The organism is Turicibacter sp. T129, assembly GCF_025594975.1.
GTDB lineage: Bacteria > Bacillota_I > Bacilli_A > MOL361 > Turicibacteraceae > Turicibacter > Turicibacter bilis.
The window spans coordinates 1-403 of record NZ_JAMQUU010000072.1; the positions used below are offsets into that span (position 1 = coordinate 1).

3 tRNA genes are annotated in these 403 nt (G+C 53.6%); all 3 read right to left on the reverse strand.

The window, feature by feature from the left end:
• Positions 1-103: 103 nt before the first annotated feature.
• Positions 104-180 (reverse strand) — tRNA-Met (locus NEH75_RS11275).
• 27 nt (positions 181-207) lie between these two features.
• Positions 208-283 (reverse strand) — tRNA-Ala (locus NEH75_RS11280).
• A gap of 16 nt (positions 284-299) precedes the next feature.
• A tRNA-Pro gene (locus NEH75_RS11285) sits at positions 300-376 on the reverse strand.
• Positions 377-403: the final 27 nt, after the last annotated feature.

Below are 403 nucleotides of genomic sequence, written 5' to 3' on the forward strand. Positions count from 1 at the left end.
AAGAGGGATTCTAACCCCCGCGACGCTCTCACGCCCTGTCGGATTGCAAGACCGATCCCTTCAGCCGGACTTGGGTATTCCTCCATTTTATCCATATTCTCTTTGGTAGCGGAGGAGGGACTCGAACCCCCAACCTCACGGGTATGAACCGTACGCTCTAGCCAGTTGAGCTACTCCGCCATTTATTGTTATTTACTAATATTTAATTGGTGGAGACTAGGGGGATCGAACCCCTGACCTCCTGCGTGCAAGGCAGGCGCTCTCCCAGCTGAGCTAAGTCCCCATGGGTATTTACTTAATGGTCGGGAAGACAGGATTCGAACCTGCGACCCCCTGGTCCCAAACAAGGTGCTCTACCAAGCTGAGCCACTTCCCGAGTTTTATGGCGCCCCAACTAGGACTC